Source organism: Streptomyces capitiformicae (assembly GCF_002214185.1).
Taxonomy (GTDB): Bacteria; Actinomycetota; Actinomycetes; order Streptomycetales; family Streptomycetaceae; genus Streptomyces; species Streptomyces capitiformicae.
Genome location: NZ_CP022161.1, coordinates 9085617 through 9111541 on the forward strand (window position 1 = coordinate 9085617; position 25925 = coordinate 9111541).

A 25925-nucleotide genomic window follows, 5' to 3' on the forward strand; every position below is an offset into this window, starting at 1 on the left:
CGCGTCGTGCGATTGAGGGTGGAGTTCTGTGGCGCGGCCCTGGCCTGGGGAACGCGCGCCAATCCGCGCTGACCTGCAGAAATGACCCTCACCTGTTCTCATCGCTTCGCGGTGTTTTCCGGGTGTGTGTGCCCTGGACGTGCCCTGCGAGGAGGCGGGTGAGGGGTGCTTTGCGGTCGATGCGGCATGGGTGTCTGCGGGTGGTGTCCTCTTTGTCGGCGCGGCGCTTCCGCTGGGCCGTGAGTTGCCGAGCGGTACGTGCCGCTCGATATGTTCCAGAGCCCGCATGTTCGCCGCCCGGGGCGTCACCCTCGGCTACTTGTCACTTCGTGGCAGACCCCTATGGCCTACTGGTCCCCCAGGCGCGGGTATTCCCCGTGGTGAGGGCTGTCCGCGCACGCGAGGCGGGAGGGGCAGGGCTGACTGCTCCCGCGGGTGGGAGAGCGGGTGAAGGCTGCCAAGTGCTGTGCTATAGGGGTGAGTTAGGGGAGTTGCCTGCCTCGTGATGCGGGGTAGCTTCGGGCGACAGGACTGTGCCGGCATCTGGGCGCGTTCTGTATCCGCTCTGTGCCCCACGAAGGTGAAGGTCGAGATGAGAGCGCGCATAAAAGTACTGCTGACCGCGACCGCCGTCTCGGTACCCATAGTGGTGCCGATGCCGGCCACGGCGGAGAACCCGGAGAATTCCTACGCGGTACCGGGTCTCGAGAGGCCGGTCTCCATGACGATCGACAAATGGGGTGTGCCCCACATCTCCGCGTCCAGTACCGGTGACCTCTTCCAGGCGCAGGGCTTCAGCGCCGCGCGGGACCGGCTCTTCCAGATGGACACCTGGCGCCGGAGCGGGCTCGGTGAGCTCAGCGAGGTGCTCGGCAAGAGCTACGTGGAACAGGACCGTGCCTCGCGGCTGTTCCTCTACCGCGGCGATATGAGCAAGGAGTGGGCGAGCTACGGCCCGCAGGCCAAGGAGGCGGCGACCCGCTTCGCAGCCGGTATCAACGCCTACGTCGACTGGCTGGAGAAGCACCCGGACTCCATGCCGGAGGAGTTCCGCAAGCTCGGCTACAAGCCCGCGCGCTGGAAGCCGCAGGACCTGGTGCGGATCCGCGCCCATGGCCTCGTCAGCAATCTCACCAAGGAGGTCAGCCGGGCGAAGCTCATGTGCCTCGGGGGACCGGACGCGAGCAAGTACCTGTCGAAGCTGGAGCCGAAGCACGAGCCCGAGGTGCCGGACGGCCTTGACCTGTGCTCGCTCCCGGACGACGTCCTGGACACCTATAACCTTGCTACGGCGACAGTCACCTTCAGCAACGGCAAGATGGAGAAGGAGCCGGAGGGGGTCCAGGCGCTGCGAGAGGCCACAGGCGGCAGCAACGCCTGGGTCGTTTCGCCGGAGCGCACCTCAACCGGCAGGCCCATCCTCGCGGGTGACCCGCACCGGGTGAACTACTCGTTGCCAGGGAACCGGTACATCACCCACCTCGCCGCCCCCGGTCTGAACATCATCGGCGCGGGTGAGCCGTGGAACCCCGGCGTCAGCATGGGGCACAACGGGAACGTCTCGTTCGCTCTGACCAACCTGGCCGCCGACCAGTCGGACCTCTACGTATACGACCTGAAGCCGGGTGACCCCACCAAGTACCGCTACCGCGGCGGCTGGGTCTCGATGAAGACCATCGAGGAAGACATTCCGGTGGCTGGCGAAGGCGCGCGGACGTCGTTGCTCTCCTTCACCAACCACGGTCCGGTCATCAAGGTGGACAAGGCGAAGAACAAGGCGTACGCGGTGCGCACGGTCTGGACGCAGCCGGGCACCTCAGCCTATCTGGGCAGCCTCAACTTCCAGCAGGCCGAAAGCTTTGACGAGTTCTCCGCGGCCATGCGCAAGTGGAAGGCTCCGGGATCCAACCTCCTCTACGCGGACAAGAAGGGGGATATCGGCTGGGTGCCCGGCGCACTCTCGCCGAAGCGCGAGGGCAAGGGCTACGACGGACTGCTCCCCGTGCCCGGCGACGGACGCTATGAGTGGAGCGGCTTCAGCAACAGCGGTGACTTCCCCAGCGTGCTCAATCCGAAGGCCGGTTTCGTCGCCACCGCCAACGAGTACAACTTCCCGGCCGGTTACAAGGCTCCCGGGTTCGAGTGGGCGGAGCGCTACCGCAAGGACCGGATCGACGACGTGCTGTCCAAGCAGTCGGGTACGTCCATCAAGGACACCACGGATCTGCAGAACGATGTGAAGTCGCTGGCGGTCACAGAGATCCTGCCGTATCTGAAGGGCCTGGAATCCTCGGACCCGACGACGAGGAAGGCGCTGGACCTGCTGCGCGGCTACGACGGTGTCGCGAGCAAGGACTCCGCGGAGGCTGTCCTTTTCGAGACCTGGATCATTAACGTGCTCTACCCGGCGTGGGCTGAGGTGATGCTGCCGAAGGAGGCCGCAGAGTATCTGACCCAGGGCAGGCTCATCGAGGACTTCCGCGTCGTGACCGACTCCTTCGCCGAGCCCGAGGAGTGGTTCGGCAAGGGCGGTGCCCAAGCGAGGGACAAGCTGATCCTCGATACCCTGCCCAAGGCGTATGACGAGGTGAGCGGGTTCCTCGGCACCGACCCGGGCAGGTGGAGCTGGGGCGCGGCGCAGATCCACTTTTTCCAGCACCCGCTCGGCGGCCCGAACGTCGGTCCCATCCCGATGGACGGCACCTACCACACGGTCCGCCTGTCGGTGTACTTTCCGAGCGTCTTCCCCCGGATCCAGGTCGTGGGGCCGACCTTCAAGATGGCGCTCGATGTCGGCTCCTGGGACAACTCGCGCGCCATCAACGCGCCAGGCCAGTCCGGGGACGAGCACAGCCCGCACTACGACGACCTCGCGGAGAAGTGGGGCGCGGGTGAGTACTTCCCACTGCTCTACAGCGAGTCGGCGATCGATAAGAACGCGGAAACCAAGTTCACTCTCGACCCGGCGTAAGAGGGCGTCTGATCGATGCGGTTGGTAGTCCGGGTGATTTTGTGACTGCTGGTGTCCGCGGTCATTGGGCGGGGTGTGAGCGCTCGTCGTCGCGCTGCCGTGCGGCGCACCCTGGGGCGCTGCCGCCGCGTGGACAAGCCAAGAGGGCATCTCCTTTGGCTCGGCAGGTGCTCGTATCCGTTGCCGTAACGGATCTTGATCTTCTTCTCGGAGAAAATCACTTCCTCTATATCGGTCAACTCGACCGATATGGACAACCCGCCGGGTCCGCCTTGAAGTTGCACCGAGCTCATCGCCATGGCAGAGGAATCTGGGGTGACTCTACGCATGGGCCTCCTCTCGTCTCGCCAAGATCCTTCTTCGGTGCAGCTCTTTCGGAAACCCCTCAATTCCCCTTATGGCTGGGTACGCGCATGAGGGGTTGGTAGGGGTACACCCGCGTGAACCACCTGTTTATCGTCAGAGGAATGCGGAAGCTTGCCGGAAGAAGTCGCCCGGCCCTGTCTGGCGCCGAATGATAGAGGAATCGCTGCCCGCGTTGGTGGCCGTCGCCGAGGCTTTCGGCGACCCCGCAGTCCCGCCCGTGCTGTTCGCCGAGGAGGCGGCAACGTGGCCCGTTCGGTGCTGGCACGGCAGGCGGAGTTCCGTACGGTACGGGCCTGTGCCCGTGAGGCGCTCGGACAGCTCGGAGTGGGGCCAGTGCCGATCCTGCCGGGAACCCGTGGCGCTGGTTAAGGTCGTGTCGGAGCGACTGGGGCACACTACAGTAACGCCGCGATGACCTTGAACGTCTACAGTCATCTCTTCCCCGAGTCGGAGGAGCGGACGAGGGTGGCGGTGGACCGGGCTCTCCGTTCGACTGCGGGAGAATGTGCCCCCGATGTGCCCTCTCAATCGGAGGGTTGAGGGAACGTGCAGGTCAGAGTGATTGCCTTGGGGGCACAGTGCGATTGAGAGTGGAGTTCACGACCGAGCCCTTCGACCTCGACGAGCCCCCGGCGCACGCGCTCGTGGCTCGCGGGGTCATGGAGGCGGCCGAGCTGGACGCGGTGGACGTCGGCCCGTTCGGCAACACGGTGGAGGGTGGTGCCGACGCCGTGCTCACCGCCGTGGACGCCCTGCTGCGCGAGACCCTGGAGTCCGGCGCCACCCGTATCTCGCTCCAGGTCAATGTGATCGGGGAGGGTGGCGAGTGACCGGCACCGGCGACGACCCCTTCGTCGCGGCCGTCAAGCCGCTGGTCGACGCCATGGGCGGGGTCATGCTGCCGCCGGACGAGGCCGGCCCCGACGACGTCGTGCTCTCCTGGGAGGGCACCGACGTCGTCGCCGTACGTCTGCCGCAGCTCGCCGAGTCGCTGGACCACATCCTCGTCGCGCTGGAACGCAAGCACGGCAAGCCCCTCGCCGACCTCGACCGCAAGGCCAAGCAGGAGGTCGTACGGATGCTGGAGGCGCGCGGCGCCTTCTCGGTACGGCATGGTGTGGAGACCGTCGCGAGCGCGCTCGGCGTCAGCCGCTTCACCGTCTACAACTACCTGAACAGGGAAAACGCGGCCAAGGGTAATTGAACGGCCGGTGTCGCCGGGCCGGGCGGGTCGCCGTAACCGCGATTTTTCAACAAACTGTTGACGTGATGTTGTCGTAGGGCGTTAGCTGGTCCCGTGACTTCGAGTTTCCCGACGCCGGGCCTCGCCCGGTTCAACGCCCTGGAGGAACGTGCGGGCGTCGCGGCGCTCCACGAGGTGTGCGCCTCCGTGGAGTGGGGGCGCAGGCTGCTCGCGGGACGGCCGTACGCCACGGTCGACGACCTCCTCGCCGCCAGTGACGCCGCCATGGCCGGGCTGACCGCGGGCGACCTGGAGGAGGCCATGGCGGCGCACCCGCCGATCGGCCGCCCGAAGTCCGGCGATCCGACGTCGGCCCGGGAGCAGCGGGGCATGGCGGACGCCTCCGAGGAGCTCAGGGCCGAGATGCTCGAACTCAACCTGGCCTACCAGGAGAAGTTCGGCCACGTCTTCCTGATCTGCGCCACCGGCCGCTCCGGCGAGCAGATGCGCGACGCGATCGAGGAACGGATCGGCAACCCGCCCGAGCGGGAACGCGAGATCGTGCGGACCGAGCTGGGAAAGATCAACCGCATCCGGCTCACCCGACTCCTCGGACAGGACACACCCGTATGAGCACCAGCAGCACCGCCTCCGTGTCCACACACATCCTGGACACCAGCATCGGCCGCCCGGCCCCGGGCGTGCCCGTCTCGCTGTCGGCACGCGGAGGCGCCGGGTGGACGGAACTCGGCACCTCCGCCACGGACACCGACGGACGCTGCAAGGACCTCCCGGCGCTGCCGGAGGGGACCACCCACGTACGGCTCGGCTTCGACACCGAGGCGTACCTCTCCGCGCACCGCGACAGCGGAGCGTTCTTCCCGGAGGTGACGGTCACCTTCGCCGTCGTACCGGGCGAGCACTATCACGTACCGCTGCTGCTCAACCCGTTCGGCTACTCCGTATACCGAGGGAGCTAGCAATGCCCGTCCTTGGACCGAACCAGTACGGCAAGGCCGAGAACCGCGTCGTCCGGATCACGCGCGACGGCGCCACCCACCACATCAAGGACCTGAATGTGTCCGTGTCGCTCTCCGGCGACATGGACGAGGTCCACTACTCCGGCTCGAACGCGAACGTCCTGCCGACGGACACCACCAAGAACACGGTGTACGCCTTCGCCAAGGAGAAGGGCATCGAGTCCGCCGAGCAGTTCGGCATCCACCTCGCCCGCCACTTCGTGACCTCGCAGGAGCCCATCCACCGGGCCCGCATCCGGATCGAGGAGTACGCCTGGGAGCGCATCGAGCACGCAGGCGAGGGCGAGCACTCCTTCGTCCGCAAGGGCCAGGAGACCCGGCTCGCCCAGATCACGTACGACGGCTCGTCGTGGGAGGTCGTCTCCGGCCTCAAGGACCTCACCGTCATGAACTCGACCAACTCCGAGTTCTGGGGCTACGTCAAGGACAAGTACACGACCCTCCCCGAGGCGTACGACCGCATCCTCGCCACCGAGGTCTCCGGCCGCTGGCGCTTCAACTGGACCGACGACGAGCAGGCGATGCCCGACTGGGAGGCGTCCTACGCACAGGTGAGGAAGCACATGCTCGCCGCCTTCACGGAGACGTACTCGCTGTCGCTCCAGCAGACCCTCTACGCCATGGGCGCACGGATCATCGACAACAGCGGCGAGATCGACGAGGTCCGCTTCTCGCTCCCGAACAAGCACCACTTCCTGGTGGACCTCGCCTCGTTCGGCCTCAAGAACGACAACGAGGTGTACTTCGCCGCCGACCGCCCCTACGGCCTGATCGAGGCCACCGTCCTGCGGGACGGGTGCGAAGCGAAGATCCCGGGTGACCTCACCAACCTCTGAAGGACGAACCATGGCAGCAACCCAGCGCATCGTCATCGAGAACGCGGCGATCGCGACCGTGGACGCGAAGGACACCGAGTACGCCTCGGGCCACGTGGTCGTCGCTGACCATGTGATCGAGTCGGTCGGAGAGGGCAAGGCCCCCGAGGGCCTGACGGACGTCGTACGCCGCATCGACGCGACCGGACATCTGGTGACCCCCGGCCTGGTCAACACCCACCACCACTTCTACCAGTGGATCACCCGCGGCCTCGCCACGGACCACAACCTCTTCAACTGGCTCGTCGCCCTCTACCCGACCTGGGCGCGCATCGACGAGCGCATGACGTACGCGGCGGCCCAGGGCTCGCTCGGCATGATGGCCCGCGGCGGCGTGACGACCGCGATGGACCACCACTACGTCTTCCCGGAGGGCTCCGGCGACCTGTCGGGCTCGATCATCCGGGCGGCGCGCGAGATGGGCGTCCGCTTCACCCTCGCCCGCGGCTCCATGGACCGCAGCGAGAAGGACGGCGGTCTGCCGCCGGACTTCGCCGTCGAGACCCTCGACGGCGCGCTCGCCGCCACCGAGGCGACCGTCCGCGAACACCACGACGCCTCCTTCGGCGCGATGACCCAGGTGGCCGTGGCCCCCTGTTCCCCGTTCTCCGTCTCCACCGAACTCCTGCGTGAGGGTGCCGAGTTGGCCCGCCGCCTCGGCGTACGGCTGCACACCCACGGCTCGGAGACGGTCGAGGAGGAGAAGTTCTGCCACGAGCTGTTCGGCATGGGCCCGACCGACTACTTCGAGTCGACCGGTTGGCTCGGCGAGGACGTGTGGATGGCGCACTGCGTCCACATGAACGACTCCGACATCGACGCCTTCGCCCGTACGAGAACGGGGGTCGCCCACTGCCCGTCCTCCAACGCCCGTCTGGCGGCCGGTATCGCCCGCGTCCCGGACATGCTGGCGGCCGGCGTCCCGGTCGGCCTCGGCGTCGACGGCACCGCGTCGAACGAGTCGGGCGAACTCCACACCGAGCTGCGCAACGCGCTGCTCATCAACCGCCTCGGCGCCCACCGCGAAGCGGCCCTGGGCGCCCGCCAGGCGCTGCGCCTCGGCACCTACGGCGGCGCCCAGGTCCTGGGCCGGGCAGGCGAGATCGGCTCCCTGGAACCGGGCAAGCTCGCCGACCTGGTGCTCTGGAAGCTCGACACCCTCGCCCACGCCTCCATCGCCGACCCGGTGACCGCCCTGGTCTTCGGCGCGGCGGCCCCCGTCACCGCCTCCTTCGTGAATGGTCGTCAGATCGTCGAGAACAACCGCCTGCTGCACGCCGACGAGGACGCGATCGCCCGCTCCACGCGGGACGAGGCCCGGCGTCTGGCGAGGATCGCCGCCGAGGCCTGACCCGGTGAAGAGGCGTGTGCCCCCCTCCTCGGCCGGGGGCGTAACTGTCCCCGCACACCTGCCGGTTGAGCGGCCGGCAGAAGCCGATGATGCCGCCGGTGCAGCCCCGGCCGTCGCCGATGGTAGTTGAGGTCCGCGCGTCCGACTTGGAAATCCGTGAGGGTGCGGTCGCAGCCCGCTGTGATCCCTCAGGAGAGAGCTGTGAGCCGGTCCCTGACCTGGGTGGCGACTGCGTACGTGTCCCCCCTCGGCTCGGTCGCGAGCCGTCCCGGGTTGCGCGTCCAGCGGTCCTCCAGCGCGAACCAGTCGATCTTCTTCGGTGCCCGGCCCTCCCGCAGCGCGGCCCGCAACTCCTCGAAGTACGTCGACCAGCGCAGCCGGTACAGGCCGCCGACCAGTCCCGCCCACTCCCGGTTGGCGTAGTCCCGCAGCCCCGCGTCCGCGCCCTCCCGCGTCCCCCACACGGTCAGCAGCGACAGATTGTCATACGCCAACTGCTCCCGCTCGGTCTCGTCGGCACCCCAAGCCCGCGCCTGCGCGACCCAACGCCCCAACAGATGCCCGGAGTCGGTGGCCAGCAACTCGTCGAGCAGATCCATCAACGACAGCCAGGTCCCGGTCAGCTCGTCGAACCGGCCGGTGTCACGGGCGTCGTACGCCTCCTTGATCCGGGGCAGCAGCCGCCGACTGCGGTTGGAGAGCGTCTGCCGGGCCACGTCGAGCAGGTCCCGGCGATACGCGGACGACTCCCGCAACTCCGCCCGTACGCCGAGCAGCTCACCAAGCGCGGGCTCGAACTCGGCGGCGTCGTACCGGAGTCGCTTCGGCGACCAGCGGGCGGCCCGTACGGCGTTCAGTGCGGGCCGGGAGCCGAAGAGGCCGTCGGCGCCCTCGCTCCAGCTGTCGGCGCGGGTGGTGCCGTAGGCGGTGCGGCGCAGGATGTCCCAGGCGGCCTCGGCATGCGGATCAGGGGCGCCGTAGCGGGTGTGCGCCCACTCCGCGAACCATGCCTTGAGGTCCAACGCGCCCTCGCGCCAGGCGAGTTCGGAGAACAGGGCGAAGGCGGCCGGATTGTTGTCCGCGGCCTCGGGCATGAGGGCGATCCCGCGCAGCTTGCTGCCGACCTTCGTCCGCCAATTCTCGTACAGCTCCGCCCAGTCGGGGGTGTTGGCACCGAGGGTGGTGTGGCCGCCGAAGTTCCAGATGGAGCCGAAGGCATACGGGGTGTCGTTCCAGTCGGCCTCGCGCTCGGTGACCGTGGGGAAGCGGTCGGAGAGGCCGTCGACGACGAGCATGCGCTCCTTGTCGACGGCGTCCACGATCGCGCGCGGGGGGTTGTGCTGCCAGCCGAGGATCACCCAGGTGGCGTCCGGGTGGGCCCGCCGCAGCGCTCGCTCGACGCCCTTCGCCGCGTCGGCGACGGGCACGTCACCCGGGTCGCCGCCCTCGTGCAGGAGATCCATCTTGTACAGGGTCGACGCGTCGCCGAACATCTCGTCCTGCGTGCGGTAGAAAGCCGCCGCCACCTGGACGAACCGGTCCGTGCGCGGATCCAGCCAGTCGGGGCGCGCGAAGCCCATCCAGTCGCCCTGCGGCACGGTACGCGCCCCCGGATTACGCTCGGTGAAATCAGTCGGAACCGTACCGAAATAGCCCGGGAACACCGGGGTCATGCCCAGCTCACGCACTCGGTCGACGATCCTGCGGCCCAGGGCCGCGCGGGCGTCGAGAAGCTGCCGGGAGACCGGGGAGGGGAACGCGGACAGGTTCTGCAACAGCCACCACGGCTGATGCGCGGGCCCCGCGATCCACTTCCGCAGCTCCTCGTCCCCGTACCCGAACTCCTGGAACACCCGATGGTAGAGCGCGTCCGCGCCCGCGTAGACAAGCACCTCGTTGTAGCCGTGCAGCGCCAGCACGTCCAGCTCGCGTTCCCAGTACGTCCAGTCGTGGTACGCGCCCGTGTAGCCGTCGTTCGTGTCGTTGAGCGCGAAGCGGTGGGGGACGTTCGCGCGGCGGGTGATGGTGCCGTCGAGGCCGGGGAGGTCGCGGGGGAGGAGGCCGGTCTGCTCGCCGGCCCAGTTGATCTCGGCCCGCGCGACGTGGTTCAAGTACCGGTTCAGACCGGTGAGTTGGGTGGCCGGGGTGTCGCCGGTGACGGTGATGCGCCCGGTGCGCCCCGAGACCCTGAAGGTGTCTCGGGGCGCACCCTTCACGAAGGCGATCTGCCGCCAGTGGTCCGGCAACAGCCGCCGGGCCGCCTTCGCGGCCGCGTTCCCCGGCCGGTCCGCGTCGCCCGAGCGGTCCGCCCTCGGCGCGTCGTCCGAGGGGATCGCGCGGGCCGAGGTGCAGGCGACCGCCGAACTGGCGGCCAGAGCGACAAGCAGGGCACGGCGGGCGAGCGGCATGGTGTCTCCGGGATGCGGGTGGGGGTGCGCCGTGGGCAGGAATACCCGCCGATACCTCACTTGTGCGCAGACACGCGGCCACAAGGGGGAGAACCCGACGTGAACGGCTTCTTCTGCCGGGTCAGCCCACCCGCGGGCTCGCCCCTTCGGCGCTGCCGTCCCACGTCATCAGATTCGCCAGCAGCTCTGCCTGCTCGATGGCGTCGTCGAGGGCATGGTGGGTGTGCCGCCGGCGGGAGAGCAGATGGCGCGGCATGGACCCCTTGGCGACCGACCGCAAGGGAACTCCTGCCTTCGTCGCGTAGAGCGTCTTCATGTCCAGGCATCCGGAGTGTCCAAAGGGGCTCTCGCCGGTGAAACGGATCAGATACCAGTACAGGAACGTCCAGTCGTACGACGCCGGATAGCCGCACATCACGGGCTGCGCGTCCCCGCTCACGCGCACCACCCATTGGCTGAACTCCCGCAGCGCTACCCCTGGTTCGGCACCCTTCTCCGTCAGCTGCGCCCGGTCGAGCCCGCTCACGGCCAGCGCCTTCGGGTCGAACTCCTCGCTGATCGGCCGTAGTTCGCGGTAGAACGTGCGGTGCAGGTGATCGGCCGCCGTGAACCCGTCCGCGTCCTGTCGTCCGGCGACACAGGCGCCGAGGCTGATCATCGAGTAGGGGCCGGGTATCGGGCCATCGGCCTCGATGTCGACGGAGATGTACATACTGGGCTTGATCTTGCGTGCTGCCATGCGCCGAGGATGACGGGCGCGACGCGTGCCACGCATCCGGATTTCGGGCGCGGGTTCAGGGCCGGGTGAACGCCTGACAGGGCTGGGCTGCCGGCAGCCGGCCGGTGAAGTACGACGTCGGGGGTACACCCATCAGGGTGCGGAAGTCGGCGGTCATGTGCGACTGGTCGTAGTACCCGGTGGCGGCGGCGACCTCCGCCCACGGGACGGCGGGGGAGCGGTGCGCCAGGATGTGCCGCACCCGGGCGATGCGCGCGTAGTGCTTCGGGGAGACCCCGACACCCTCCGCGAAGAGATTGCGCAACTGCCGCTCACTGACGGCCAGACGACGTGCCAACTCCCGTACGCCGCCAGGGAGGTGCCCCGTACCGGTCGACAGTGCACGGACCGCCGCTCGCAGCAGTGCGGTGCGGTCGTCGACAGCGGGGGTGAGGTGCGCGGGCAACACCTCGGCCAGTCGCAACGCGATCGACTCCGGCTCCACCGACCGGAGTTCGTCTGCGAGACGGTGCGCGACAGGGGTGGAGAAGTCGTCGAGCAGGATCGCTCGGCCCACCAGGTCGAGCGCCGGGGTCCCCAACAGGGGGCGGGTGAGTCCCGGTCGAAGGCGTAGCTCCACGCAGGACACCGGCCGCTTGCTCGCGTGGTACGACGCCCGGGTACGCGGGCCGATCACCATGGCCACCCGGTCACCGCCCTCTGCGATGCGTACCACCAACTTGGTCGCCGAGTCAGGGAGTTGGACGTGCGGCTCCCTCGACTCCGTCCTGCTCGCGTGCGTCCTCGTGCTTGTCACCCGTGTCACCACCCGTCCACCGTAGACGTGCCGCAGTCACGAAGGGGCCGCTCAACCGTGCCGGAATTTCCTATAGGGCGGAGGCCGGGGCCCGGCAGTTTGGTCGCATGATCCTGATCACGGGTGCCACCGGCACCATCGGCGGTGAAGTCGTACGACAGCTCGCGGCGCGCGGGGAGAAGGTGCGCGCGCTGACGCGGGACCCGGCCCGGGCGCGGGTGCCCGAGGGAGTGGAGGTGGCGTGTGCGGACTACCTCGCCCCGGAGACCGTCGAGGCCGCGATGGCCGGGGTCTCGGCCCTGTTCGCGGTGTCGGTGTTCGGGCCCGGGGACGCCGAGGCGGACGCGGCGCTGGTCGGCATGGCGCGTGCGGCGGGCGTACGGCGCATCGTGAAGCTCTCCGCCATCGGCACCGGCGACCCGGCGTCCGGGCCCGGAGGGAACTGGCATCTTCCCGGTGAACAGGCCGTCCGGGCCAGTGGGTTGGAGTGGACGGTGCTGCGGCCCTCGTTCTTCGCGTCCAACACGCTGAGCTGGGCGGACGCTATCCACGCAGGTGGGCCCGTGCCCAACATGACGGGGACCGGTGTCCAGGGAGTCGTCGACCCGCGCGATGTGTCGGAGGTCGCCGTACGGGCGCTGCTGGAGCCCCGGCACGCGGGGCGGACGTACACCCTCACCGGTCCGGAGGCGATCGGTACCGGCGACCAGGCCGCCGTGCTCGCTTCCGTCCTCGGCCGGCCGGTCCGCACGGTCGACCTCTCGCCGGACGGGACACGGGAGTTTCTGACGGCCGCCGGGCTGGGGGACGTGTATGTGGAGGGCGTGGGGGCGGGGACCGCGTATGTGCGGGAGGGCGGCGGGGCCCAGGTCGCGGAAGATGTGCCTGAGGTGCTGGGGCGCCGGGCGCGAACGTACCGGACGTGGGCCGAGGACCATCGGGCGGTGTTCGCCCGGGACAGTCGTCGTACATCAAGGTGAGTAGATGTCCTGGTTCGGGAAACTCCTCGACTTGGGTGACGCGTTGTCGGTAAACAGTGATTCATCCGAATGGTCACTCTGCGCCCAGTGGGGGCCGGGGAGCCCGGTAGGAACCGGTACATCCGGTTGTGGCTGGGGCGCAGGGTGTGGGGGAAAGAACGGGGATGTTCATGGTGCATCGACACCATCGCGAGACCTACTACGTCGTCAACGAGGGTCGGATCCTGGAGTTCGAGAAGGGGGACGCGGTCGCACGCGTACCGAGCGCGACCGAGCAGCAGATGGCCTTCCGCTTCTCCAGGTTCGGGGAGAAGGGAGTCCAGCTCGACGAGACACTGCGTGGCAAACTCGCCGAGGCCATGACCACGGGCACGGGCGGCGGCGACCCCGACTCGGGGGAGCCCGGGACGGCGATCCCGGCGGGGTTCACGTACCTCGGGCAGTTCGTCGACCACGATCTGACCCTGGACCGCACCCAGGTGGGGCTGGGGGAGCCGGTCCCGGTCGAGGACCTGGTGCAGGGCCGCAGTCCCGCCCTCGACCTCGACTCGCTCTACGGGCTCGGCCCGCACCACTCCAGCAGCGCCCGCTTCTACGAGACGGAAGCCCGCCTCAAGATGGGTACGACGCTCGGCGTGCCCTTCCCGCCCGAGTTCCCACCCGCCAACATCGACCAGGAGGGCTTCGACCTCCCGAGGGCCGGCGAGACGGCCGGCGGCACCCGGGCCAACCAGCGCGCCGCGCTCATCCCGGACGCGCGCAACGACGAGAACCTGGCTGTCGCCCAGCTCCATCTGGCGTTCATCCGTTTCCACAACCGCGTCGTCGACCACCTCGTCGAGCGCGGAGTGCCCGAGCACCGGTTGCTCAAGGCGGCCCGGGACATCGTCGTGAAGCACTACCAGTGGATGCTGCGCACCGACTTCCTGCCGCGCATCGTCGACCCGGACATCGTCGAGCGGGTCTTCACCCGCGGGCGCCGGCACTTCGAGGTGCCGGGCTACATACGCCCCGGCGACCTGCCGACGATGCCCATCGAGTTCTCCGTCGCCGCCTACCGGCTCGGGCACAGCATGGTCCGCGGGGCCTACCAGTGGAACGCCGTCTTCCGCGCGGGCGGATCCGGCCCGATCGCCTCGCTGGACCTGCTGTTCCGGTTCAGTGGCACGGCGGGCAACCTCAACCCGGACGGCGAACTGGACGACCCGAACTCGGGGGTGGGCCTGCGGCTGCCGAGCAACTGGATCGCCGACTTCCGCAGGCTGTTCGACTTCGGCGAGGCGGGCCGCGACGACCTGGTCGTGCCCGCGGCCGAGTTCAACGTCGCCAAACGGCTCGACACCCTGCTCGTCGACCCGCTGGCCGCGCTTCCGCTCGGCACCTTCGGCGGCCGAGGGCTCCCGGAGCCGCCGCCGATCCAGCGCAACCTCGCGTTCCGCAACCTCACGCGGGCCGCGATGGTCGAGCTGGCCACCGGGCCACAGCTGGCCGCCCAGATGGGCTTCAAGCCGCTGACGGAGGACCAGATCCTCCGGGGCAACGGCGGCGCCGTCCTGGAGGGTCTGTCCGACACCGAGCGCGCGCAGTTGGTGGAGCACACCCCGCTGTGGTTCTACGTCCTGCGCGAGGCCGAGGTGAACGAGGCGCGCCCCGGCAGCCTCACCGGCGTCGGCGGCACGCTCGTCGCCGAGGTCTTCCATCGCGCGATGGAGGGCAGCCGGAGGTCGATCGTGAAGCACCCGGGCTGGCGCCCGAGCCTCCCGGCCCACCAGAAGGGCAAGTTCACGATGACGGACCTGCTCCTGTTCGCCTTCGAGAACGACGCGAAGCTGCTGAACCCGCTGGGCTAGCCCGCGTCACCGCTGCCGCTGGATGAGCCGGCGGCAGCACGCCCGCCGCTGGTTCACCCGGCGGTGTCACTCCCGTCGTTCGGGCTGTGGGCCGGTGCTCACATTCCGAACGGCGTGGGGTCCGAGGCCAGCGCCCGGAAGTACGCCCGGGGGTCGGCCACCAGCTTGCGGGCACCGAGGTCCAACAGCCCGGCGACGGCGGTGATCTCGGCGGCAACCGTGCCGTCGGTCTTGCGGATCGTCTGCTCGACCCGGAACGTCCTGCCCTCGCCCCAGAGGAACGAGCACGTCACCTCGATCTCGTCACCGGCGTGCAGTTCTCGCCGGTAACGGATCGTCGTCTCCAGGGTCACCGGGCCGACGCCCTTCGCCATCAGATCGGCCTGACGTACACCGGCCGCCTGGAGCAGCGACCAGCGCGCGTGTTCCCCGTACTGGAGATACACGCTCTGGTTGAGGTGTCCCTGCACGTCGGTCTCGTATCCCCGCACGGTGACGGGTACGGAAAACGACTCGGCCACGACTTGCCCTCCTCCGAAGATCCCCACTGTTACTGAGCGCTTGCTCAGTCCATCACGCTCGTCGTGGGGAAGCCAGCAGATACCGCTGCCGCGTACGGGGATCCGTGTGCTCGCCCGCCTGCCAGCCCGCCTTCTCCAGCGTCGCCGCGCAGGACCGCAGGGCCTCGGGGTCCGGCTCGTGCACGGCGACGGCCTCCGGCTGGGGAGTCGCCCGCACCCGGTAGCCGCCGTCCCGCGCGTCCGCCCCGGCAGGACGATGGCCCGCGGCCTCCAGGGCGAGCGCGGCCGCCTGCACCAGATGCGTCCGCTCCCAGCCGCACGGGCGATCCGTGACACCGCCCGGACTGGTCATCCGGCGCAGCTCCAGGAGCCCCTGCCAGGCACTGTGCACCTCACGTACGCGCGCGGGCCCGGCCGCGGCGGCCTCCTCACCGCCGACCCGCGCCGCGAACACCCCGGCCTCTGCGGGGGCACGGGCCGGGGCGGGCGTATCGGCAGCCGGAGCGTCCTCGGGCAGCAGGGCGGCGGTCTCCCGTATGCGATGGCCCGCCGGTGTCAGGAAGTGGTCGTGCGGCGGGCGCGGATGCCGGAACGCCAGCCCTCGCTTCACCAACGCGGCGAGCTGGGTCTCCGTACCCGCCAGCCGCCCGGTCACCGGCTCGGCGGCCTCGATGATCCGCCGCTGGGCAGCGGTCGGCGGTCGTGTCACGGCACCTTCCTTCCCCGGGGAGCGTCATCTCATGGGCGTCCCTGGGCGGTCTCATGGACGTCCGTCAACCCACTCGAAGACTACGAGGAGGGTCTGACAAGGGCCTGATGTTCCACCCGGCGATGACCGGACGGCCGTGCTCGGTGCCGAGCCGGCAGACCGTCCCCGTGGCCAGCTGGAACAGCGCCCCGCCCGACGCCGGCAGCCCGAGCCAGCGGGCGGTGAGGACGCGCAGGAAGTGCCCGTGCGCCACCAGCACCACACACCCCTCGGTGTTCGCCAGCGCGGCGTGCGCCTTCGCGACCATCCGGTCGGCGCGCGCCCCGACCTCCTCCGGGCTCTCCCCGGGATGCTCGGCCGGTCCCGGCGCGACCCCGTCCGTGAACAGGAACCAGTCCGGCCGGGTGCGATGGATCTCGACGGTCGTGACCCCCTCGTACCCGCCGTAGTCCCACTCGGAGAGATCCGCGTCGACCCGCGCCCCGGCGAGACCGGCCAACTCGGCCGTCTCCCGGGCGCGCTTCAGCGGACTGACGAACACGGCGCCGATGTGGTGCGAGTTGAGCAGCGGGGCGAGGCCGCGTGCCTGCGCCCGCCCGTTGTCCGTCAGCGGGATGTCGGTCCAGCTGGTGTGCTGCCCGGACACCGACCACTCGGTCTCACCGTGCCGCACGAGAAAGAGATCACCCATGCCTCACAGGCTACGAGCCCAGCGTTCCAGCTCCGCGAACTCCGGCTCCCGCAGCCCCTTGCGCGGGTCGATCCGGAGCAGGAGCGCCGCCCCCTCGTGGTACTTCGCCACATGCCGTACGTCGAGATCGGTGATCATGTCGTCGACCCAGACGAACGGCCGCCCCGCCGCCCACTCCACGACCCGCCGCGTCTTCCAGTACAGCCCTTCCGGGTCCTTGGCGAACAGGTTCGTGAACTCGATGACCGGCAGATCGCGCGGCAACCCGATCACCGGCCCGATCATCTCGTTGGCCTCATGCATCCACGTCGTGGCCCACGCCAGCTCGTACGGCAGCGCGAGCAACCGTGCGCCATGCGCCGGGTTCAGCCGAATCCGCAGCCCCCGGCGCAACCGCCGGGACCCCGGCTTCTGCCGCGCCGACCAGTTGGACGGGTGCACCCGGCGGGTCACATAACCACGGGGTCGCCACAAGCGGGCGCCGAAGGGGTTGAGGGGGCCGTCCACGTCGAGGAGGAGCAGCGGTCGGTCGGTCATGGGGAAGGGCTACCCATCCCGGCGCGCGCACACCTCACGGTCACTGCGGGCCGCGCTCGCCGCTACTGCCGGTACCCGCTCAGGAACCGTCCGATCCGGCCGATCGCCGCCTCCAGGTCCTCCGCGTGGGGGAGGGTCAGGATGCGGAAGTGGTCGGGGGTGGGCCAGTTGAAGCCGGTGCCCTGGACCACCTGGATCTTCTCGCGCAGGAGCAGGTCCAGGACGAACTTCTCGTCGTCGTGGATCTTGTGGACCTTGGGGTCCAGACGAGGGAACGCGTACAGCGAGCCCTTCGGCTTCACGCACGACACACCGGGGATCTCATTGAGCTTCTCCCAGGCCACGTTCCGCTGTTCGTGCAGCCGGCCGCCCGGCGCGGTCAGTTCATTGATGGACTGGCGGCCCCCCAGCGCGGCCTGGATGGCGTACTGCGCGGGCGCGTTGGCGCACAGCCGCATGGAGGCCAGCATGGTCAGGCCCTCCAGGTAGTTCCTGGCGTGCTGCTTGGGGCCGGTGACGACCAGCCAGCCCGAGCGGAAGCCGGCCACCCGGTACGTCTTCGACAGACCGCAGAAGGTGAGGACGACGAGGTCGGGGGCGAGAGCCGCGGCCGAGTGGTGCACGGCGTCGTCGTACAGGATCTGGTCGTAGATCTCGTCGGCGAAGACCATCAGGCCGTGGCGGCGGGCGAGGTCGAGGATGCCCTCGATGATCTCCTTCGGGTAGACCGCGCCGGTGGGGTTGTTCGGGTTGATGATGACGACGGCCTTCGTACGGTCCGTGATCTTCGACGCCATGTCGTCCAGGTCCGGGTACCAGTCGGCCTGTTCGTCGCAGAGGTAGTGGACCGCCTTGCCGCCCGCGAGTGTCGTGACGGCCGTCCAGAGCGGGAAGTCGGGGGCGGGGATGAGTACTTCGTCGCCGTCCTCGACCAGCGCGGTCACGGCCATCGAGATCAGCTCGGAGATGCCGTTGCCGAGGAAGACGTCGTCGACGTCGACGGTCAGGCCCAGGTTCTGGTAGCGCCCGGCGACGGCCCGGCGGGCCGAGAGGACGCCCCGGGAGTCCGTGTAGCCGTGCGCCTGCGGGAGCATCCGGATCATGTCCTGGAGGATCTCCTCGGGCGCCTCGAAGCCGAACAGCGCGGGGTTGCCGGTGTTCAGGCGCAGCACGCTGTGGCCGGCCTTCTCCAGCGCGTCCGCGTGCTCGATCACGGGGCCGCGGATCTCGTAACAGACCTCGCTGAGCTTGTTCGACTGCCGGAACTCCATGCGCCTAGCCCTCCGGTTCGTTGTGTTGCTTGGTTTTACCAAGTAGGTGCTTGGAAAGTCCAACGACATGTCTAGACTGCGTCGCATGTCACCTCGCCGAAGCTACGACCAGTACTGTTCCGCCGCCCGGGCGCTCGACCTCGTCGGCGACCGCTGGACCCTGCTGATCGTGCGCGAACTGCTGGCCGGACCGCGTCGGTACACCGACCTCCACGCGGACCTCCCGGGAGTCAGCACCGACGTTCTCGCCTCCCGGCTGAAGGACATGGAACGGGACGGGCTGACGACGCGGCGCCGACTTCCCCCACCGGGTGCCGCGTACGTCTACGAACTCACCGGGCGGGGGCGCGAGTTGCTGCCCGTGCTACAGGCGCTCGGGGCGTGGGGTTCGTCCGCGCTGGGCGAGCGCCGGGCCACCGACGCCGTACGCGCGCACTGGTTCGCCCTGCCGCTGCTGCGTGGGCTCGACGGGTGTGCCGCCGGGCTCGTCGAAGTGGGGCTGGAGGAGGGGCGGTTCCATGTGTGGGTCGGTGCGGAGGACGGGCCGGTCTACGGGGAGGGGGCCGCGCCCGAGTCACCGGACGTCCGGTTGTCGATCGACGCGGCGACCTGCGGTGCGCTCGGCCGGGGGGAGTTGAGCCTGCGGGACGCCGTACGGCAGAGGCGGGTCGAGGTGGAAGGCGACGGAGCCTTGGCGAAGGAGTTGCGGGAGGGGTGAGTCAGGGCGAGTCGGGGGCCTTGGGGGTGCTCCGCGGCTGACGGCTTCGGCCCCGCACCCGGTCCAGCCGTAGCTGTGGGGTGCGGGGCCGAAGCCGTTGCGAGAGCGCTGTCGTCGCTCCTGCTCCTGGCTGCTCCTGACTTCCTGACTACTCCTGGTCGGCGGTGCGGCGGCGCTTCCACCACACCAGTCCGCCACCGACGGCGGCCAGGGCCGCGGCGAGTCCGGCGATCAGGCCCACCGGGGTGCCGGTACCGGTGTCGGCAAGGTCGCCGTCCGGGTCCTGCTCGTACTTGCCGCCGCTGCCGCCGCTGCTGCCGCCGCTGGCCGGGGGCGTCGCGGGGGCGGAGGGTTTGTCCGTCGGATCGTCCGGATCGGTCGGTGTCGGAGTCGGCTCGGGAGTCGGGTCCGGGCCCGGGTCGGGGGTGTCGTCGCCGGAGACATCGGAGGTGACGGTGTTGCCGCCCAGGAGCAGCAGGTTCGCGTCACCGTCCTTGGTGTTGTCCGCCAGCGTGCGCACCGATGCCTTCGTCTCGCGCGGCAGATGGCGGTGCTCGGTGTCGAAGCGGAGCTTGGACATGTTCCGCTTGGGCTGCTTGGAGAAGTCCACCCCGCCCACGCTCATGGTGTACGGACCGCCGCCGGCGTCGTGCTCCCACTGTTCCTCGCCCTCACGCAGCGACTTCAGATATGCCTGGTAGACGCTCTCCCGCGTCCAGTCCTTGTTCTCACCGCGCAGCGGCCACGAGGAGGCGTCGTTGCTGTTGATGACCTTGTGGTAGTCGGTGGGGGACGCGGCGTCCTGCTGGCGGATGAACTCCGCCGCCACCCGGGCCGTGTAGACGCGGCGCAGATCGGCGTAGCGCGGGTCGGTGTTCACCCGCCGCTCGACCTCGGGCATGATCAGCCGGTTCATACGGTCCTCGGTGGCCTTCTTCTCGGCCTCGTCGAACTCGCACAGATACGGGTCGCCCGGCATGTTGTCGATCTTCAGGTACTGGGCCTGGACCTTCAGCGGTGTGTCCAGGATGTGGATGCCGCCGTTCTCCTCGCGGACGACCGCGGTGTCCGGCTCGATCCAGTTGCGGACCTGGAACCAGCAAGGGACGCCGTCGGAGTTGCGGGGCAGCGACTTCCAGTACTGGTCGGCCTCCGGGCGCTTGTTCGGGTTCATCGCATCGGCGAAGTCCTTCTTCAGCTCCAGATCGGCTTCCAGCAGGACCCGTCCGGCGTCGGTCTTCCCGAACGCGCTGTCCATGATCTTGTCGGGCTGGTCCGGGTTGAGATTGACCCAGAACTTCTCCGGGGTCAGGGCGAGCCAGGTGAAGAACGCGTCATTGATGAGCTGCGCCTTCTCCTTTCCTCCCCAGCCGGCGGTGTCCTCGGGAACCTCCTTCGCGGAGAAGCTGTAGTCGACGCCCTTGCCCTTGACCGGCTTGCCGATGTACCGCAGCTCCAGCGTGGAGAAGTCCACCCCGCCGGGGCCCTTGGGCTGGAGCCGGTAGGGGTCGGCCGCGTTCTTGCGGTCCAGGAACTCCTTCATGGCCTTCGGGTTCGGGCGCGACTCGCGGATCAGATCCTGCGCACCGCCGCCGGTGACACCCTTGGAACCCGGGGGCTGCAATGTGGTCGTCTTGTCCCGCACACCGCCGCCCGGGGCCAACTCGACCTTCCTGGAACGGTAGTTGTACTCGGTGACCTTGCCCGGGGCGTTCTTCTTCAGCTCGTTCAGGTGGTCCCTGGCAGCCTTGTCCTGCGGCTCGGCGAAGACGTACTTCAGGGACTTGACCGGGCTGTCCTTCTGCTTGGACCAGGCGATGTCGCCGGGCTTCTGCCTGGTGTCCGGGCTCCCGTTGGACTTGATCTCCAGGCCCTTTCCGGTGCGCTGGTTCCAGGCGTCCAACTTGCGCCGGTGGGTCTCGCCGGTGTCGGGGTCGACGAAGTCGAACTCCTTCTGACAGATCCAGTCGTCGCCGACGAGCCCGTGGTCCTTGATGATCTTCTTCTCGAACGCCTTGCCGCGGGGGTCGTTTCCGGTGTTCTTGATCTGGATGTTGTCGCGCCAGTGGGTGAAGTCACCGAAGGCGTTAGGGTTCTTCTCCCTGGCCTTGATCCACCTCCACCAGATCCGGTCGACCGGCCGGGACTTCGGCGGTACCTTGGCCTCCTTCTGCAGCCGCTTGATGTCGTCCTCGGACGGCGCGCCGAGACCGTCATACTTCTTGCCCGGGTTCACGTACTCATACGTGTCCCACTGCGACTTGGCCCGCGAGGCGTCCCCCTCGGGCAGCTCCACGATGGCCTGGAGATCCTCCGCCAGGTCGAAGTAGTCCCGGCACGGCATGCCCGGGTTCGGCGGTTTCTTGCCCGGCGCGGCATCCGCGCTGAGGGTGAGGCCCGGCAGGCCGGTGAGAGCGAGGGTCGCCGCGGCGGCGACCGCGACAGCGGATGCCAGACACGCCCTCACGCGTTGACGTATGGATTTCAACTCTTTTGTCCCTTACCTGTGGGGGCTTGGGGGACGCGTGAGAGCGGTGTGAGCCCCCGTGACATGACACCGCCAATGACGGGCAGTCTGTACCTCAACTCTTTGTGAATGCAACCTGGTTGGCGTTACGACACGCCGTCTCCGCCGTATCGGCACAGTCGCCGGGTAGGGTCGGGCGGTATGGAGATCACCGAGGAGGAGTACCGGGAACTGGCCGAACTGGACCGGATCCGCTCCAACAATCCCGTCCTGGACGCCTGGCTCCAGGGCCGGCGGCAGGAGTTCCCCGCATGGGCCCGGCAGCACGACGGGGACTGGGACTTCACCCCGGGCTCCCTCGACCGCCTGGAGGCGCTCGTTCGCTCCCGCTACGCAGGCAGTGACCAGGCATGGGAGGAACGCGGCAGCGATTTCCTCCAGACGGCCGCCTGGTACGTCGGAGAGGTCCACAACCGGGCCTGCGGCACCCAGTGGCAGTACCACCCCGACTCCGTCTCCGTCGACCCCACCATGGCGCCGTTCGTCATCCTGCCGTTCGACCGGCTCTTCGACTTCGAGGACGAGGACGGCATCGACTCCGACGCCAGGCCCTCGTACACACCGGTCAACCGCCTGTGCGGAATCCTCGACGCGGACGGCGGAAGCCTCGTCGGCGACCTCGACATCTACTCGCCGGAGGATTAGTAGTGCTTCGTTAGGTTGTGGGCTGTCTGCGGCTGCTCCGAGGGCTGGGCAGGGGGTGTCCGCAGGTGGTGCAGGTACCACCTACAATCACCACCGCGGACACACCGCTCTGAAAGGCCAACCACCCGCCAGCCGCGTCCCCAACCTCTCAGGGCAATACAGTTAGCGCTCTGCCGGTGGAACTGCGCGGGTCCGTCGTGGCTGGTCGCGCCCACGCGGCGGAGCCGCAAATCAATACAGCCCCGCGCCCCTTACGGGGCGCTACGGCATCTTGTCTCCTACCAGGGCGAGGTTCTGAATAGCCGCCAGCCCATAAAGCGCCGTCGCGTTGGTCGACACCCACGCCGCCTCGCTGCCCGGCACCAGGGCCGTCGGCCCCTCGATCTTCTTCGTGGACCAGTCGGTCGACTCCTTGTAGTCCCAGGTGTCGGCGCTGTTGTAGAACTGCCGCCACGCACGCGCGGCCAACTTGTCGTCCTTCAACTGCACGGCGGCGTACGCGTCCTGGCGCGAGTGCCCCTGGAAGAGCAGCAGGGTGCCGAAGTGGGAGCCGTAGCGGGCGGTCTGCTCGGCCCTCGTGGCGTTGAAGTAACGGCAGTAGTCGAGCCACGCCTCCTTGAACTTCGGCATGTCGATCTGGTCGATGAGCTCCGCGCACATCTCGACGAGGCCGAACATCGCCGACAGATGCGAGACCCCGACCACGGGCTTGTCCGCGACGGCGAACTTCCCGGTGTCCAGGTCGTACAGCCCGTTGCCCTGGACGAAGCCGTTGGGCTGGGCGGCGATCGTCTCCATGGTCGACAGGACGCGCGCCCTGGCCTTCTCCCACTTGGGGCCGCGCCGCTCCCACTCGGTGAGCCAGGCCGACACGAGGCCGGACCAGTCGGTGCCGAAGCCGATGGACAGGGCGTTGCGGTCGGGGGTGTAGGGCTCGGTGCGGATCTTGCGGATGGGGTCGAGGACGAGAAACGTCTCGTCGGAGTCGACGTTGGCGTGCATGAGGTCGCCGACGCGTTCGTCGGCGGTGAGGAAGTAGTAGTAGCGGCGGTAGGTGGTGTTGGCGATGCGCTGCTGCTTGGCGCTGTCGGCGTAGTGCTGGACGCCGTGGCGGGTGCCGAGGCCGGCCCACTTGCCGAGGTGGTAGACGTCGACCTCGCCGGTGTGCCGGGTCATGGCCTCGGCGAAGCGGAAGATGTCGGCGCGGCCGGAGCGCATGTACGCGAACCAGAGCCACAGGTCGGGCGAGAGTTCGGAGTTGTCCCAGGCATAGCCGCCGACGTCGTAGCACCACTGGTGGCGGCTGGGGTCGTAGCTGTGCATGATGTCGCCGTAGTCCCAGAAGCCGTACCAACGGCGCATCTCCACCTGGTCCTTGTAGTAGGTGAAGAGGAAGTCGAGGTGGTCCTCGATCTTCGCCTTGGCGGCGGTGGAGCGGTCCGGCTCGGAGAACAGCTTGCCGAAGACGCCGGCCTTGATGAGCTGCTTGGGCGGGGCGGCGAGCTGTGCCGGGGTGCGGACGGCCTCGACCTGCTTGGCCATGTCCTCGGCGCTGGGTGTGGACTCGTGGGCCCAGAAGAGGAGTTCGCTGGTGCGGGCGATGCCGTAGGGAGTGCCGAAGCCGGGCTCGTAGTCCTCGTAGGTGATGTTGAGGCCTTCGAGCTGTTCGGGGTAGGTGTCCTGGCCCATGCCGTCGTGGTAGAAGCGCAGGTCCATGGGTTGTGCCTCGGGCGACCAGAGCCAGAGGGTGACCTCGGCCTCGGCTGTCTGGGCGTCACGGATGTCGAGCTGGGCGGGGAACTTCTCCCAGAAGTCCCTGAGGCCGAAGGCGAATCCGCCGCTCGCGCCGCCGACGTACCCGAAGCCGCTGGCCCGTCGGCCGCCGCCGGCCGGGATCCAGCCGTGGCCCTTCTTGGTGCGCTTGCGGACGCCGAACCCATCGGCGGAGAGCTGGGAGAGGGTGTAGTCGCCCCATTCGGGGATGTACTGGAGACGGGTGGTGACCCGCTGGTCCCAGGTGGACGGATCGGGCAGCTTCTTGCCCTCGAACTGGGCGGTGCGGACGGCGGCCCCCGGGTCGCGGCGCAGCCCGGTGACGCCCTTGACGGCCTCGCGCAGCAGACCGGTGCCCTCACCGCCGATACGGATGTGCCGGTCGTACGCGGCGTCGCGCATCGGGACCTTGAAGCGGACGCCGATGCCGCGGACGAAGTCGCCGCTGGCCTTGCCCGGTTCCTGGGTGCCGTCGAAGGTGATGGTGTGCACCATGCGGAACGATTCCGCGCCCGCGTAGAAGTAGAGCCGGATGGAGAACGGCAGCCAACTCCTGCTGCCCTTACGGTGCTTGCCGGCGATACGGACCACGGCGCGCACCGGGCCCTCCTGCTCGACCTCGACCTCGCCGATGACGCTCTCGAACCGCTCGTACTTGGCCGTACCCTGGTCGCCGTCCTCGATCTCGGGCTGGCGCAGCAGCACGAGACGGCCGGTGTGGGCGACCTCGGTGGAGCCGCGCAGCACCGACTTCACGAGCGTCGAGCCGCTCTTGCCGATCTTCGCGGTGATGACGCCGGTCGACACGTCGATGGTGCCGCCGCTCCTGTCGACGGTGACCTTCTTCTCCGGCGCGGCGGGGGTGCCGGCGGCGAGGGTGAGCTTGCCGGAGCCGGCGCCCGCACCGACCGCGTGCGCGGTCCACTTCACCGAGCCGTCGGGCCAGTAGCCGATGGGCCAGGACTGGACCGGCACGGACTTGCCGTCCGCGTCCGTCAAGGAGAACGACTGTTCCTTCTCGTACGCGCCCTTCGGCCACGGCACGCCCACGGTGGAGCCGGGGGCGGCGCCGAGTCCGCCGCCCTCCAGCCAGTCCAGGGTCACCGGGTCCGCCTCCGTGGCCTCGGCTCTGGGTGCGGCCTGCGCGTTCGAGCCGAGTGCCCAGCTGAACTGAGTGGCGACTCCGGCGACGGCGGCCGCCTTGAGGAGGGACCTGCGGTCGATGGGGGACATGACCTTTCCTTTCCGTACGGGAGTCTTGCGTGCGGGGGTGATAGTCAGGGGCATGACAGAGAGAAGTACGACCCCCAGGGCGCCGACCTTGCGTCGCGGGCACCGCTGCCCCGTGCGAAGGGCACCTCCGGTCAGCGGCGCCGGTGCCGTTCCTCCACGGCGACGGCCGCCGCCGCGACGGCCCCGAGCACCGGCACCGCCAGCGGCGCGACGAACCAGGCGGAACAGGCCACCACGGCCAGTCCGCCGACGAGCAGGAAGGACCCGGCGGGGTCGAGCACCGTCCGCCGTCCGGCCGCGCCGAGCAGGGTCCGCCAACCGGTGCCGGGTTCCCAGACGGCCGCCGCGCGCAGCCCTGCCACGGCGGCGCCGATCAGCGCGAGGATCCCGACGGCGCCGACGAACGGCCCGCCGGGGATCCCGGCCGTACGGCCTGGACGTCCACCCATACCGCCGCGAGCGCCGCCCACCCGGCGAGCCCGACGAGCCACCCGCCACGCACCGCCGTCCGGAAGTCGGCGGCGAACTCCCGCCAGCCGCCGCCCACATGCGCCGTACGGCGCCTCAGATGCCGGGAGCCGGCGGCGAACGCGGCGGGGTACGTCACCAGCGGCAGCGAGGCCACCGCGATCCACACCCCGGTGAGCAGGCATTCGGCGAACAGCGCGAACCGCTCGGCGAGCGGAGACTCACCGCGTCCCCTGGTGGCGGCCTTCGCACGGGCCTGGGCCATGGTCAGCT

Annotated in this window: 22 protein-coding genes and 1 pseudogene; 12 read left to right on the plus strand and 11 right to left on the minus strand. The window is 69.1% G+C overall.

All coding sequences use genetic code 11. The features are described from left to right. Positions 1-592: 592 nt before the first annotated feature. The 8 genes from CES90_RS40740 to CES90_RS40775 all read left to right on the plus strand — a co-directional run bounded on the left by CES90_RS40740 (position 593) and on the right by CES90_RS40775 (position 7786). Positions 593-2971 (plus strand): penicillin acylase family protein, encoded by a 2379-nt coding sequence (locus CES90_RS40740; RefSeq protein ID WP_229914433.1) that lies wholly within the window; start codon positions 593-595, stop codon positions 2969-2971. 621 nt (positions 2972-3592) lie between these two features. Further along, positions 3593-3706: a hypothetical protein gene (locus CES90_RS50550; protein WP_229914440.1), complete on the plus strand. Its 114-nt coding sequence runs from the start codon at positions 3593-3595 to the stop codon at positions 3704-3706. A 209-nt stretch (positions 3707-3915) separates the two neighbouring features. Further along, a complete protein-coding gene (locus CES90_RS40750) occupies positions 3916-4167 on the plus strand; it encodes a hypothetical protein (RefSeq protein WP_189787972.1) in 252 nt (83 codons plus the stop codon). After that, positions 4164-4541 (plus strand): helix-turn-helix domain-containing protein, encoded by a 378-nt coding sequence (locus CES90_RS40755; RefSeq protein WP_189787973.1) that lies wholly within the window; start codon positions 4164-4166, stop codon positions 4539-4541. Before CES90_RS40750 ends, CES90_RS40755 begins: the two co-directional genes overlap by 4 nt. Before the next feature lie 93 nt (positions 4542-4634). Then, on the plus strand, positions 4635-5153 hold the full coding sequence (gene uraD / locus CES90_RS40760) for a 2-oxo-4-hydroxy-4-carboxy-5-ureidoimidazoline decarboxylase (protein WP_189787974.1): 519 nt from the start codon (positions 4635-4637) through the stop codon (positions 5151-5153). Beyond that, positions 5150-5500, plus strand: coding sequence for a hydroxyisourate hydrolase (gene uraH, locus CES90_RS40765; RefSeq protein WP_189787975.1), 351 nt, complete (start codon positions 5150-5152; stop codon positions 5498-5500). Before uraD ends, uraH begins: the two co-directional genes overlap by 4 nt. A gap of 2 nt (positions 5501-5502) precedes the next feature. Beyond that, the gene (pucL, locus tag CES90_RS40770) at positions 5503-6396 is read left to right on the plus strand and encodes a factor-independent urate hydroxylase (RefSeq protein ID WP_189787976.1); all 894 of its coding nucleotides are present in this window, start codon (positions 5503-5505) and stop codon (positions 6394-6396) included. Positions 6397-6406: 10 nt separating this feature from the next. Continuing rightward, a complete protein-coding gene (locus tag CES90_RS40775; RefSeq protein ID WP_189787977.1) occupies positions 6407-7786 on the plus strand; it encodes an 8-oxoguanine deaminase in 1380 nt (459 codons plus the stop codon). A 188-nt stretch (positions 7787-7974) separates the two neighbouring features. Here the strand turns inward: CES90_RS40775 and CES90_RS40780 are convergent, their stop codons facing one another. The 3 genes from CES90_RS40780 to CES90_RS40790 all read right to left on the minus strand — a co-directional run bounded on the left by CES90_RS40780 (position 7975) and on the right by CES90_RS40790 (position 11729). Next, positions 7975-10194 (minus strand): alpha-N-acetylglucosaminidase, encoded by a 2220-nt coding sequence (locus tag CES90_RS40780; protein WP_189787978.1) that lies wholly within the window; start codon positions 10192-10194, stop codon positions 7975-7977. 121 nt (positions 10195-10315) lie between these two features. Beyond that, positions 10316-10933: a 3'-5' exonuclease gene (locus CES90_RS40785; protein WP_189787979.1), complete on the minus strand. Its 618-nt coding sequence runs from the start codon at positions 10931-10933 to the stop codon at positions 10316-10318. A gap of 55 nt (positions 10934-10988) precedes the next feature. Beyond that, complete coding sequence (locus tag CES90_RS40790; protein ID WP_229914434.1) at positions 10989-11729, minus strand: AraC family transcriptional regulator; 741 nt, start codon at positions 11727-11729, stop codon at positions 10989-10991. Between the two features lie 107 nt (positions 11730-11836). Here CES90_RS40790 and CES90_RS40795 point away from each other — a divergent pair, with 107 nt between their 5' ends. Further along, a complete protein-coding gene (locus tag CES90_RS40795; RefSeq protein WP_189787980.1) occupies positions 11837-12709 on the plus strand; it encodes an SDR family oxidoreductase in 873 nt (290 codons plus the stop codon). A 170-nt stretch (positions 12710-12879) separates the two neighbouring features. Next, a complete protein-coding gene (locus CES90_RS40800) occupies positions 12880-14559 on the plus strand; it encodes a peroxidase family protein (protein ID WP_189787981.1) in 1680 nt (559 codons plus the stop codon). Between the two features lie 98 nt (positions 14560-14657). Here the strand turns inward: CES90_RS40800 and CES90_RS40805 are convergent, their stop codons facing one another. The 5 genes from CES90_RS40805 to CES90_RS40825 form a co-directional block, all read right to left on the minus strand. Then, positions 14658-15080, minus strand: a complete 423-nt coding sequence (locus CES90_RS40805) for an acyl-CoA thioesterase (RefSeq protein WP_189787982.1) — start codon at positions 15078-15080, stop codon at positions 14658-14660. A gap of 52 nt (positions 15081-15132) precedes the next feature. Continuing rightward, a complete protein-coding gene (locus tag CES90_RS40810) occupies positions 15133-15789 on the minus strand; it encodes a hypothetical protein (protein ID WP_189787983.1) in 657 nt (218 codons plus the stop codon). Positions 15790-15853: 64 nt separating this feature from the next. Continuing rightward, positions 15854-16480 carry a histidine phosphatase family protein gene (locus CES90_RS40815; RefSeq protein ID WP_189787984.1) on the minus strand — a complete coding sequence of 209 codons (627 nt, stop codon included), beginning with the start codon at positions 16478-16480 and terminating at the stop codon, positions 15854-15856. A gap of 3 nt (positions 16481-16483) precedes the next feature. Beyond that, entirely contained in the window at positions 16484-17017 is a 534-nt protein-coding gene (locus tag CES90_RS40820) for an HAD domain-containing protein (protein ID WP_189787985.1), read from the minus strand. A 62-nt stretch (positions 17018-17079) separates the two neighbouring features. Beyond that, entirely contained in the window at positions 17080-18288 is a 1209-nt protein-coding gene (locus tag CES90_RS40825) for a pyridoxal phosphate-dependent aminotransferase (protein WP_189787986.1), read from the minus strand. 85 nt (positions 18289-18373) lie between these two features. On the opposite strand from CES90_RS40825, the gene CES90_RS40830 reads away from it, so the two are divergent. Continuing rightward, positions 18374-19006: a winged helix-turn-helix transcriptional regulator gene (locus CES90_RS40830; RefSeq protein WP_229914435.1), complete on the plus strand. Its 633-nt coding sequence runs from the start codon at positions 18374-18376 to the stop codon at positions 19004-19006. A 148-nt stretch (positions 19007-19154) separates the two neighbouring features. On the opposite strand, the gene CES90_RS40835 is transcribed toward CES90_RS40830, so the two are convergent. After that, positions 19155-21473, minus strand: coding sequence for an LPXTG cell wall anchor domain-containing protein (locus CES90_RS40835; protein WP_229914436.1), 2319 nt, complete (start codon positions 21471-21473; stop codon positions 19155-19157). A 201-nt stretch (positions 21474-21674) separates the two neighbouring features. Between CES90_RS40835 and CES90_RS40840 the strand changes: the two genes are divergently transcribed. Beyond that, the gene (locus CES90_RS40840) at positions 21675-22178 is read left to right on the plus strand and encodes a hypothetical protein (RefSeq protein ID WP_189787988.1); all 504 of its coding nucleotides are present in this window, start codon (positions 21675-21677) and stop codon (positions 22176-22178) included. A 261-nt stretch (positions 22179-22439) separates the two neighbouring features. Here the strand turns inward: CES90_RS40840 and CES90_RS40845 are convergent, their stop codons facing one another. Both CES90_RS40845 and CES90_RS40850 read right to left on the minus strand, forming a co-directional pair. Then, a complete protein-coding gene (locus CES90_RS40845) occupies positions 22440-25184 on the minus strand; it encodes an exo-rhamnogalacturonan lyase family protein (RefSeq protein WP_189785972.1) in 2745 nt (914 codons plus the stop codon). A gap of 131 nt (positions 25185-25315) precedes the next feature. Then, a pseudogene (locus CES90_RS40850) lies at positions 25316-25917 on the minus strand (hypothetical protein). Positions 25918-25925: the final 8 nt, after the last annotated feature.

Coding starts and splice junctions, on each gene's coding strand:
- CES90_RS40845 (WP_189785972.1), bottom strand. CDS start 25,184: ATGTCCCCCATCGACCGCAGGTCCCTCCTCAAGGCGGCCGCCGTCGCC.
- CES90_RS40830 (WP_229914435.1), top strand. CDS start 18,374: ATGTCACCTCGCCGAAGCTACGACCAGTACTGTTCCGCCGCCCGGGCG.
- CES90_RS40820 (WP_189787985.1), bottom strand. CDS start 17,017: ATGACCGACCGACCGCTGCTCCTCCTCGACGTGGACGGCCCCCTCAAC.
- CES90_RS40825 (WP_189787986.1), bottom strand. CDS start 18,288: ATGGAGTTCCGGCAGTCGAACAAGCTCAGCGAGGTCTGTTACGAGATC.
- pucL (WP_189787976.1), top strand. CDS start 5,503: ATGCCCGTCCTTGGACCGAACCAGTACGGCAAGGCCGAGAACCGCGTC.
- uraH (WP_189787975.1), top strand. CDS start 5,150: ATGAGCACCAGCAGCACCGCCTCCGTGTCCACACACATCCTGGACACC.
- CES90_RS40780 (WP_189787978.1), bottom strand. CDS start 10,194: ATGCCGCTCGCCCGCCGTGCCCTGCTTGTCGCTCTGGCCGCCAGTTCG.
- CES90_RS40840 (WP_189787988.1), top strand. CDS start 21,675: ATGGAGATCACCGAGGAGGAGTACCGGGAACTGGCCGAACTGGACCGG.
- CES90_RS40785 (WP_189787979.1), bottom strand. CDS start 10,933: ATGGCAGCACGCAAGATCAAGCCCAGTATGTACATCTCCGTCGACATC.
- CES90_RS40800 (WP_189787981.1), top strand. CDS start 12,880: ATGGTGCATCGACACCATCGCGAGACCTACTACGTCGTCAACGAGGGT.
- CES90_RS40775 (WP_189787977.1), top strand. CDS start 6,407: ATGGCAGCAACCCAGCGCATCGTCATCGAGAACGCGGCGATCGCGACC.
- CES90_RS40795 (WP_189787980.1), top strand. CDS start 11,837: ATGATCCTGATCACGGGTGCCACCGGCACCATCGGCGGTGAAGTCGTA.
- CES90_RS40740 (WP_229914433.1), top strand. CDS start 593: ATGAGAGCGCGCATAAAAGTACTGCTGACCGCGACCGCCGTCTCGGTA.
- CES90_RS40815 (WP_189787984.1), bottom strand. CDS start 16,480: ATGGGTGATCTCTTTCTCGTGCGGCACGGTGAGACCGAGTGGTCGGTG.